13 protein-coding genes are annotated in these 9,582 nt (G+C 65.5%); all 13 read left to right on the forward strand.

The window, feature by feature from the left end; all coding sequences use genetic code 11:
* Positions 1-10: 10 nt before the first annotated feature.
* The 13 genes from LFT49_RS12385 to LFT49_RS12445 all read left to right on the forward strand — a co-directional run bounded on the left by LFT49_RS12385 (position 11) and on the right by LFT49_RS12445 (position 9,582).
* Complete coding sequence (locus LFT49_RS12385) at positions 11-748, forward strand: hypothetical protein (RefSeq protein ID WP_237428383.1); 738 nt, start codon at positions 11-13, stop codon at positions 746-748.
* Between the two features lie 30 nt (positions 749-778).
* The gene (locus LFT49_RS12390) at positions 779-1,627 is read left to right on the forward strand and encodes a hypothetical protein (RefSeq protein ID WP_237428384.1); all 849 of its coding nucleotides are present in this window, start codon (positions 779-781) and stop codon (positions 1,625-1,627) included.
* Between the two features lie 15 nt (positions 1,628-1,642).
* Complete coding sequence (locus tag LFT49_RS12395; RefSeq protein WP_237428385.1) at positions 1,643-2,008, forward strand: hypothetical protein; 366 nt, start codon at positions 1,643-1,645, stop codon at positions 2,006-2,008.
* The gene (locus LFT49_RS12400) at positions 2,005-2,376 is read left to right on the forward strand and encodes a hypothetical protein (protein WP_237428387.1); all 372 of its coding nucleotides are present in this window, start codon (positions 2,005-2,007) and stop codon (positions 2,374-2,376) included. The genes LFT49_RS12395 and LFT49_RS12400 overlap by 4 nt, the downstream gene beginning before the upstream one ends.
* A 60-nt stretch (positions 2,377-2,436) precedes the next feature.
* On the forward strand, positions 2,437-2,889 hold the full coding sequence (locus tag LFT49_RS12405; RefSeq protein ID WP_237428388.1) for a hypothetical protein: 453 nt from the start codon (positions 2,437-2,439) through the stop codon (positions 2,887-2,889).
* The gene (locus tag LFT49_RS12410; RefSeq protein WP_237428389.1) at positions 2,886-3,203 is read left to right on the forward strand and encodes a hypothetical protein; all 318 of its coding nucleotides are present in this window, start codon (positions 2,886-2,888) and stop codon (positions 3,201-3,203) included. The genes LFT49_RS12405 and LFT49_RS12410 overlap by 4 nt, the downstream gene beginning before the upstream one ends.
* A gap of 10 nt (positions 3,204-3,213) precedes the next feature.
* Entirely contained in the window at positions 3,214-3,549 is a 336-nt protein-coding gene (locus tag LFT49_RS12415) for a minor capsid protein (RefSeq protein ID WP_237428390.1), read from the forward strand.
* Between the two features lie 19 nt (positions 3,550-3,568).
* Positions 3,569-4,042, forward strand: a complete 474-nt coding sequence (locus LFT49_RS12420) for a minor capsid protein (RefSeq protein WP_237428391.1) — start codon at positions 3,569-3,571, stop codon at positions 4,040-4,042.
* A 10-nt stretch (positions 4,043-4,052) separates the two neighbouring features.
* Positions 4,053-4,277, forward strand: coding sequence for a hypothetical protein (locus LFT49_RS12425; protein WP_237428392.1), 225 nt, complete (start codon positions 4,053-4,055; stop codon positions 4,275-4,277).
* A 95-nt stretch (positions 4,278-4,372) separates the two neighbouring features.
* Positions 4,373-5,074, forward strand: a complete 702-nt coding sequence (locus LFT49_RS12430) for a phage tail tube protein (protein WP_237428393.1) — start codon at positions 4,373-4,375, stop codon at positions 5,072-5,074.
* Between the two features lie 368 nt (positions 5,075-5,442).
* A complete protein-coding gene (locus LFT49_RS12435) occupies positions 5,443-5,898 on the forward strand; it encodes a DUF7426 family protein (protein WP_237428394.1) in 456 nt (151 codons plus the stop codon).
* A 160-nt stretch (positions 5,899-6,058) separates the two neighbouring features.
* Entirely contained in the window at positions 6,059-8,734 is a 2,676-nt protein-coding gene (locus LFT49_RS12440) for a hypothetical protein (RefSeq protein ID WP_237428395.1), read from the forward strand.
* Positions 8,731-9,582, forward strand: coding sequence for a hypothetical protein (locus tag LFT49_RS12445; protein ID WP_237428396.1), 852 nt, complete (start codon positions 8,731-8,733; stop codon positions 9,580-9,582). The genes LFT49_RS12440 and LFT49_RS12445 overlap by 4 nt, the downstream gene beginning before the upstream one ends.

Genomic DNA, 9,582 nt, shown 5'->3' on the forward strand with positions numbered 1-9,582 from the left:
GGAGGACACCTTGAGCAAGCGCACCATCCACGGCATCGACCCCTACGCCCCGGGCGGCATCGACGCCCTGCTGGCACATCACCGGCTGACCTTCGGGGACGCCGTCATGGAAGCCGACCCTGCGGCACCCACTGATCCTGCCCCCGCTACTGATCCGGCACCGACAGATCCAGCGCCTGCCGCCGACCCGGCCCCGGCAGATCCCCCGGCCCCTGCGGTGTGGGATGACCCCGCCGCCGCACGGGCTGAGATCGAGAAGCTCCGCAAGCAGAACGGCGACGAACGGATCAACGCCAAGCAGGCCGCCGCCGAAGAAGCACGGCAGGAACTCCTGCAGAAGCTCGGCCTGACCAAGGACGGGGAGCCCGCACCCGACCCGGCGAAGCTCGCAGCCGACCTCGCCGCCGAACGCGAAGCCAAGCTCGCGACCGCCCGGGAACTGGCGATCTTCAAGGCGGCCTCCGTCCACGGTGCTGATCCGGCCAAACTCCTGGACTCCAACTCATTCATGACTTCCGTCAAGGGACTGGATCCCACTGACGGGGACGCGGTAGCCGACGCCATCAAAGCAGCGGTCACCGCAAACCAATCACTCAAAGCAGCCCGGGCGGCTGGGGCGAGCGGCGTTGAACTCTCCGGCGGGTCCGGGGAGCAAGGTCAAATCACTGAGCAGCAGCTCAAAACCATGACACCCGAGCAGATCGTCGCAGCCCAGTCCAAGGGCCTGCTGCGGAACCTCCTCGGATAAAGCCACCCACTCCTTTGAAAGGACACTGACGTGTCAATTTTGAATTTCAGGCCAGAGATTTGGTCCGCCAACCTCCTGGTCGCCACCCGCAAGAACCTGATCTTCGGCAACTGCATCAGCCGCGACTACGAGGGTGAGATCTCGGCCGCGGGCGACACAGTCCGCATCACCTCCATCGGCCGCCCGACCATCTCCAACTACGTGCCCAACAGCACGAAGATCACCCCGGAGCAGGTCAACGACTCCCAGCGCACCCTGGTCGTGGACCAGTCCAAGTTCTTCGCCTTCGCGGTGGACGACGTGGACGCCCGCCAGGCCAAGGGCAACGTCATCCCCCAGTCGATGAACGAGGCAGCCTACGGGTTCGCTGACGTCATCGACCAGTACATTGCGAACAGCATGTACACGGGCATCCAGTCCGCGAACCAGGCCGGGGCCATCACTATCGCGGCGAACACCCCGGGCGACTTCTATGACAAGGTCCTGGTCCCGCTGAAGATCAAGCTCGATCTTGCCAACGTCCCCACCGAGGGCCGCTGGATCAACGTCCGCCCAGAAGCTCACGGCGCTCTCCTCCGTGACGCCCGGTTCGTGAAGGTCAACGAGTCCGGCACCTCGGAGGGCCTGCGTAACGGCATGGTTGGCCGCGCCGCCGGGTTCGACATCATGGTCACCAACAACGCCCCGAACACCTCGGGTTCGGAGTACGTGACCATCGCCGGCACCAACGCCGCGTACACCTTCGCTGAGCAGATCAACAAGGTCGAGGCGTACCGCCCGCAGGATTCGTTCTCGGACGCCGTCAAGGGCCTGGTCCTGTACGGCGGCAAGCTCGTGCGTCCCGACTTCCTGGCCAGCGCACTGGTCACCATCTCCTAACCGAAAGGCTGAACCATGGCACGCACCGCTGTACCCCTGACCGACCTGACCACCGCCACCTCCGTGGAGGACCCGGCAGGTACCACCGCCGACCCGACCAACGGCCACACCATCACCGGGGTCCGCCCTGAGGTGCTGGTCCTGCGGGTCCGAAACACGTCCGCTGGCGCGGTCAACGCGATTGTCAAGGCCGGCACCTTCCCGCTCGCTGAATCGTCCGGCCAGGGCGACCTGACCGTGTCGGTCGCCGCGACCTCCGGGTCTGTGTTCATCGGCCCGCTGGAGTCCGCCCGGTTCCTGCAGAACGACGGCTCGATCAGCCTGGACCTGGGCGCCGGTTTCACCGGAAACGTGACCGCATTCAAGGTCAACCGCCGATGAGCACAGTCCACATCCTGGGCGAGGGCGGGGGCGTTTTCGAGCTGTCCCTGCCCTTGCACGAGACGATCGCTGACAAGCTCGCCAAGGGTCACCTGCGGCGCGTCCAGCCGGACGGCACCCCGTACGTGGAGGGTGATCGGCCGGAGGGTGTCCCGAACCTGCCGGAGTCCCGGCCTGCTTTGAACGCTGTGAAAGCGGAATGGGTGGGTTGGGCTGTGGTGCAGGGCTTGAAGCCGGATGAGGCTGAGGGTCTGACGAAGGCTGACCTGGTTGAGCGTTTCGGCGCCGGCCAGGAAACCCCTGAGGGTGACGGATCCGAAGGTGAGGTGCCGGAAGGCTCCACACCTGAGGGTGCACCCGCCGAATAGGCACAACGGTGGGGCGGTACTGGTGTGCCGCCCCACCCCCCAAACCTTTAGGAGTACCGCATGGCTGGTCTGTTCGGCAACATCATCGTCCCCGATGCCCTCGCCACCCCGGATGACCTCGCCGCCTGGACCGGGCAGGCGGCCCCGGCCAACGCGACCCCACTGCTGCGCTCGGCCACCTCCCTGGTGCTGTCGGCGTCCGGGTCCTCCTACTACGCGACCGACCCCACCACGGGCCTCCCAACGGACGCCACGGTGATCAAGGTGTTGAAGGACGCGACCTGCATCCAGGCCGCGGCGTGGGCCGCCATGGGCATCGACCCCCTGTTGGGTGGGGTGCAGACCGCGGCCATCGCCTCGCAAAAGAGCATCGGCACCGCGCACCTGACCTACGCTGACGCCGGCCAAGCCGCACAGGCACGGGCTGACGCGCTGGTCACCCTGGTCCCGGAAGCTGCCCGGAAGCTGGTGGAGAATAACCTGATGGACTCCAACGTCTGGATGTACGGGTGAGCGGCATCGAGGACTTCTACGTCCACACCGTGTCTGTGGAAACCCACACAGGTGCCGGGGCGTTCGGGGACACCTACGACACCCCCGCCACCGTGGACGGGTTCCTGGAGGGCAAGATCCAGCTCGTGCGCGGCACGGACGGGCAGGAAGTCGTCTCCAACTCCACCTTCTACTGTTCGGTGGCTGACGGGGCACGGTTCACGCCCGATTCCAAAGTCACCACCGGGGACCGCACAGCCTACGTGATCTCCCAGAACACCAACGACGCCCCCGGACTCGCCCTCCCCGACCACGCCGCGATCTACCTGAAGTAAGGAGTGCGCCATGGGTGAGACGTTCAGCATCCACCTTGACGAGATCACCGACGCCGTCCGCGAAGCGCTCCCCGGCGCGACGTTCAAAGCCATGGAACACCTCCGGCAAGTCGCCGTGTCCAAGACCCCGATCGAGACGGGCGACCTGCGCGGCTCGGCCTCGGTCGAACCCATCCCGGACGGGGCGAAGGTCTACTACCCTGGCCCGTACGCGAGAGCGCAACACTACCGCCTGGACTATCGCCACGAGGAAGGCCAGGCCCTCTACCTGGAGCAACCGCTGGTGCAAGAAACCCCAAAGATCCTGGAGATCGTTGCCAACGATTTACGCGCCGTCCTAGACTGACCCCACGAAAGGGGACCCGATGCCCGTAACTGTCGGCGCCGCCTCCACCGCCCGTGACCTGCTCACCGGCCTGGCGCAGATGCTCCATGACTCCGGCATCGGCGTCTACCGCCTCACCGGCGGGTACCAGCCGAATGAGACGGCGGTCGTGTTCAAATCCATGCCGTCCGCCCCTGACCGTGCGATCGTCCTGACTGCGGTGCCGATGACGGACCAGGTCATGATCCCCATGGGCATGGTCCTGGTCCAGGCACGCTGCAGGGGCGTCCCCGGTGACCCTTTAGACGTGGACGACTTGGGGGATGCCGTGTTCGACCTCCTCCACGGCCTGACGGACCATACATTCGGCGCCGTGCACGTGATTCAGTGCCTGCGGAACTCCTCCGTCCCCATGGGGCAGGACTCCTCCCGGCGTTGGGAGCGCGTCGATCACTTCTACATAGACTTGGACTATGCGCCCACAACCAACCGCCCAGACGGCGGATGGGACTAGAATGACCCGCATGACACCACAGCCTTCCGCGATCAACATGACCTCCGGCCTCATCCTCGGCGTGATCGGCGGTGTCGTGGCCGTGTTCGGCGGCATCATGCTGTGGGTCGGCCTGGTCCTCGCCCTCATCGGCGCGTACCAGTTCATCGTGGGCGTCTACCGGCTCGCCACCGCCATCGACCTGCTGGCCGCCCGCACGGTCCGGAAACCGGCGCCGGAGCGTACCACCGCCTGACCCAAGCCCATAACTGAATAGCCCAACCCTTCTAGCCCCGTAGGACGCCTGCGGGGCTTTTCCTTTGCCCAAAAGCCCCGTAGGAGGCAACCAACATGTCAGTATCCCTCGCAAGGCGCTTCAAAGTAGATGTTTCGAACGACGGCACCAACTGGGTCCCGTTCAAGGGCATCCAGGACTTCTCCCCGCAGGAGAACGCCACCACCCAGTCCACCGCGACCTACGACAACGCCGGGTTCGATTCCTTTGAGAAGACCCTCACCGGCTGGGGTGTCACGATCAAGGCGAACCGTCCCACCTCGGCTGGCGTGTTCGACCCGGGGCAGGAGCTCGTCCGTGCTGCGCAGTTCAAGTTCGGTGACGCCGCCCGCGTGTACATCCGCTACTACGACCGCAACGGCGCCGACGGGGCCAAGTCCGGCCGGGCACTGATCGAGTGGAACCAGTCCAAGACCGGCGTGGCCGACGTCGAGGAAGTCACCGCCACGTTCAAGGGTGACGGTGTCCTCTCCGACATCGACAACCCGTACAACGCCGCCGCCGTCCCCGTGATCACCACGGCCACCCCGTCCGGTGTGGCTGTGGGCGGTCTGGTCCGGATTCAGGGCGCGAACTTCACCGGCACGGTCGCCACCACCGGGGTCAAGTTCGGCGCCAACAACGCCACGACCTGGGATGTCGTGTCCGACTCCCTCATTGAGGCCGTCATGCCGACCGGCACCGCGGGAGCCGCGAACATCGTGGTCACCAACGCCGCCGGCGCGTCCACCGCGTATGCATACACGAGGGGCGCGTAGTCTAGGCCTCTAAAAGCGGGGGTCTCCGGTAGAATAAGAGGAGACCCCCGCGCTGCGCTAACAGCCGGGGGCATGACCGAATCGGGAAGGATTCGATATGCCTGATATTACCGCACCCTCGGAGGCTTGGAAGCCTGTTACCGCGACCGCTGCAAAACCTGCATGAAGGTGAAGAGCAAGCGGGACTACGCAGCATGGAAATTGCGGCACAACAAACTCTAGAGAATCGAATACACGAAAGCGGCTCGCGCCAACCAGCGGGCCGCTTTTTCGTTCCCTAACCAGACCGGCCCGGCCGGCGTTGTGAGTGCGCTGGCCGGGCCTCTCCACCCCCTCACTCACACCCCACTCACAGCAAGGACACTCACATGGCATTGCGACCGTACGAAGACATCATTGGACCCTTGGTTATCCCGGTCCGCGGCAAGGAATACACCCTGCCGACCGTTTCCCTGCAGGACGGGCTGCGGATGCACGCCGCAGCCCGCGGCGGCGAAGACCTCTCCTTGGAGGACTTGACCGTCATCATCCTCGGTGACACCCGCCAGCAGATGCTGGACGACGGTGTCCCCGTCGCCGTGATCGACCGGGCACTGTGGACCGGCATCGCAGACTTCCAGCAGGGCCGCGAGCACGCGGAGCAGGTGTGGGAGCGTGGGGTCCCAAAAGCGGTGCTGGAGGAAATGGTGAAGGTCCTCGCGCAGGCGCAGACGACCCCCGCGGACGCGGAGAGTACGACCCCGCCACCGGCCTCTGGGACTACTACGAAGACACCGAAGGCACCGGCATCACGTGGGAGGAAATCCTCACCCACTGGAAGCTGATCGTCGCTGACTTCTCCCACTACTACAGCATCCGCCTCCATCGGGAGCAGATCACGTGGGCGGAGTTCAGCGACCACATTGGCGGGCTCCTCTCCCACCCTGACTCCCGTCTCTGGCGGGCCACCCAACCTGAGACAGACCAACCACCGGAAGGGTGACCATGGGGACGACGACGACCGGTTCCATCGACGCGAAACTGACCGTTGATGATTCCGACTTCAAGCGGGGCATGGCCGAAGCCAAGGCAGAAGCCAAGGAAGTAGGCGCCCTCGAACCCAAGGTCAAGGTTGACGCGAATGTCGGCCCGGCCCTGGCGAAGCTGGAGGCGGTCGCCAAAGCGGAGCGGGACCTGGACATCGCGTTCCAGCGCTCCACCATCGCCCAGGAAAAGCTGGACACCGTCACCAAGAAGTACGGGGAAGACTCCCTGCAGGCAGCGTCCGCCCGGCTGGCCCTGACCCGGGCCACCAACGCCGAATCAGACGCCCAAGCCAAGCACGCCAACCTGCTGGCACGGGACACCGAAGAGCAGGACAAGAACACCGAGTCCACCAAGGCCGGGGTCCGGGCCAACCGTGACCGGGTCAGTGGGCTGCAGGTCCTCCTGGCACTGGCCCCGGGCATCCTCGCCGCCGCCGCCCCGATCGCCGGGGCAGCCACGGGCCTCGCTGTCGGGTTCGGCGTCATGGGCGTGGCCGGCGTGCTGGCGTTCAAGGGCATCAAGGACGCCATGGAGGTCGGGGACAGTGTAGGGAACACCTACGCGGTCGGCCTGCAGGGCATCAAGGGCGACCTGAACGCCCTCGCCGGGACCAGCGCCAACGCGATGTTGGCATCCTTCAACGACATGGTGGGGGACATCAACTCCCGGATGCCGTTCCTCACCCAGATGATAGGCCAAGGGTCGGTAGCGCTGGGCCAGATGGGCGGCACCGCTCTCCGTGGCGTGCTGGACGGGCTGCGGACCATGAACCCGCTGCTGCAGATGGGTGAAGCGGAGCTGGGCAAGTTCGTGACCTGGCTGTTCTCCTTCAACGGCACGTCCGGGTTCAACGACTTCATTGTCTACTCCATGGACAACCTGCCCTCGGTGATGCATCTGCTGGAGAACCTGGTCATCACCGCAGGGCATATCCTGTCCGCCTTCGCCCCACTGGGCCCGGTCATGATTACCCTGCTGAACGGGCTCACGGACGGGCTAAACTCCCTTCCCCTGCCGGTCCTCGCCGGGCTCGTGACGACCGCCACCCTGCTCGGCACTGCCCTGCGGCTGGCGTTCGCACCCGGCGTGTCCACCTTGATCATCGCCGTGGCTGAGGCCATCGGGTACACGGGGGTGATGGCGAACCTCGCCGTCCCCGTGGTCGGTATTCTCACCGCCGCGATCGCCGGGATCGGTGTCATGGCGGCCACCTCCGCCCTGGGAACGTCAAAGGGTACTGAGGCGCTCCGCGACTACACCCAGGCGTTGAAGGACGACAACCTTGCCATAGGTGACCACGTCAAGGCCCAGGTCGCAAAGGAACTCGTGGACTCCGGCGCCGCCGAAGCCGCGCAGCGCCTCGGACTGTCCCTGATGACCGTCCAGCAGGCCGCGATCGGCAACAAGGTCGCCATCGAGGCCGTGAAGAACGTCACGGAGGATGCGTCCAAGAAGATCATTGACTGGACCTCGGGTGGGGCGTACGCGTCGGAGCAGAACAAGCGCCTGTCCGCCGACGTGGACCTGATGCGGAACAGTGTGCTGGCCTCATCCGGGGCCGTGCAGGACCAGTTGGATAAGCAGAAACTCCTGAACGAGATGCTGCACCCCACAACGGAAGCCGTGCAGGGGCAGACGTCCGCGCTTGGGATGCAGGCCACCGCGTTCGGGACCACGGTCCAGGCGCTGCAGTCGGCCAAGGACGCCCAGGAAAAGACGGCACAGTCCACCGCCGACGCCACGCTGAAGATGCAGCTGCAGAACGACGCGGCGGGTCTGCTGAAGATGACCCTTGACGGGCTCAACGGCAAAGCCATCTCCGCAGCGCAAGCACAAAACGCCTTCGACTCCTCCCTTGCAAACATGGGCGACCACGTGGACAAGGTCGGGAAGAAGATCACGTTCACCACCACGAACATCGGTGACATGTCTGCGGCCTCTGTCGCTCTCCGCGGGCAGCTCAACAACCAGGTCTCCAGCCTTCAGTCCGTGATCGAGGCGAACGGTGGGCTGAACAACTCCACCGCTGAGGCCAAGCAGCAGATGGCCGCCATGCGGCAACAGATCATCGACAACGCCGTAGCACACGGTGTTGACCGGGCCGCCGTGGAGCAGTACATCAACAAGCTGCTGCAAATCCCGGCAAGCATCCCACCGACTCAGCTGCAAGTTGATACGGCGGCGGCGGAAGCTGCGTTGGCGGCATTGACCCGTCACCGGACGGTGCAAATCACGGCTATCACCACCCAGGTGAACGGTGGTGGCAGCCCTGATGACCCGTCGATGACGGCGCTGAACCCGGCTCAGCATGCTTCTGGCGGTGAGGTGCTGTATCGGGCCGGCGGCGGCGGGGTGCCGTTCCGGCCATCCGGCACGGACACGGTCCCGGCGATGCTCACCCCGGGGGAGGTCGTCATGCAGCGGTCCTCAGTGGCGTCACTCGGGTTGGGGAACCTGCTGCAAGCGAACCGCACCGGTACATGGCCGGAACAGTCCGGGTCGGGGCTCCCCCCAACACTGACCCTCGTGGTTGATGGTCGCGAGTTCACCGCATACGTAGCAGATGTCGCTGACGGCCGTGTGGCCGCCGGCTTGGATGGCGTGGCCCGCCAGATCGGAGGTATGCGCCGATGACCGTTGTCATCTCAACGGACGGGTCCGCGGTACTCGAACTGGAGACCGTGGACGGTGCACCACCCTCGGTCCGGGTCACCGTGTCCGGTGTCGCCGCCACCACCACGTTCACCCTGAACCGCCTGTGCGAGGGCAAGACCATCACCGTCCCCGGGTGGCGGGCCAAACAGTTCATCGACTCCTACTCGGAGTTGGACTGGGCGGCCCCCACCAACCGGCCCGTGACCTACACACTGCTGGTAGGCGGGGTGGTGGTGGCTTCCGCGACCATCACCCTCCCCTCCGCGTACGCGTGGCTGCAGGACCCTTTGCAGCCGGACAGGTGCCTCCGGTTCGGGCTCTCCCGCGACGGGACCACCGCCGTCCTGGACCACAAGGCGCTGAAGCAGTTCACCCACAAGGCGAACGCCGCGGCAGTGCAGATCATGGGCTCCCCGGAACCGGTAGTGTTCGGCGGGCAACGGCAGGCCGCGTCAGGGGTCACCTACCAGTTGCGGACCTTCACCGAAGCGGACGCGGACACCATGACCGCGCTCATCGATGAAACCCCGATCCTGCTGGTCCGGCCCCTCCCGGGCATGGTCGGGGTCCCCGCGGTCGCGTACCTGAACGGGGACGTCAACCAGGCGCCGTTCACCACCCACCTCCCCGGCGAGTACCAGCAGTACTGGACCGTCACCGGGGACCTGGTCGCCGCGGTCCTGCAGGCAGCGATCACCGGGACCGTCACCTACGACCAGGTCCAGCAACTCCTGGCTGGCTACACCTACGACCAGGTCCAGGCCAAGGCGGCGGCGACCACCTATCTCGACTGGCAGAAAAACCCGCTCATCTTCAGCACGCTTTAG

The organism is Arthrobacter sp. FW306-06-A, assembly GCF_021870055.1.
GTDB lineage: Bacteria > Actinomycetota > Actinomycetes > Actinomycetales > Micrococcaceae > Arthrobacter.

Coding starts and splice junctions, on each gene's coding strand:
- LFT49_RS12400 (WP_237428387.1), top strand. CDS start 2,005: ATGAGCACAGTCCACATCCTGGGCGAGGGCGGGGGCGTTTTCGAGCTG.
- LFT49_RS12430 (WP_237428393.1), top strand. CDS start 4,373: ATGTCAGTATCCCTCGCAAGGCGCTTCAAAGTAGATGTTTCGAACGAC.
- LFT49_RS12405 (WP_237428388.1), top strand. CDS start 2,437: ATGGCTGGTCTGTTCGGCAACATCATCGTCCCCGATGCCCTCGCCACC.
- LFT49_RS12395 (WP_237428385.1), top strand. CDS start 1,643: ATGGCACGCACCGCTGTACCCCTGACCGACCTGACCACCGCCACCTCC.
- LFT49_RS12425 (WP_237428392.1), top strand. CDS start 4,053: ATGACACCACAGCCTTCCGCGATCAACATGACCTCCGGCCTCATCCTC.
- LFT49_RS12415 (WP_237428390.1), top strand. CDS start 3,214: ATGGGTGAGACGTTCAGCATCCACCTTGACGAGATCACCGACGCCGTC.
- LFT49_RS12440 (WP_237428395.1), top strand. CDS start 6,059: ATGGGGACGACGACGACCGGTTCCATCGACGCGAAACTGACCGTTGAT.
- LFT49_RS12435 (WP_237428394.1), top strand. CDS start 5,443: ATGGCATTGCGACCGTACGAAGACATCATTGGACCCTTGGTTATCCCG.
- LFT49_RS12420 (WP_237428391.1), top strand. CDS start 3,569: ATGCCCGTAACTGTCGGCGCCGCCTCCACCGCCCGTGACCTGCTCACC.
- LFT49_RS12445 (WP_237428396.1), top strand. CDS start 8,731: ATGACCGTTGTCATCTCAACGGACGGGTCCGCGGTACTCGAACTGGAG.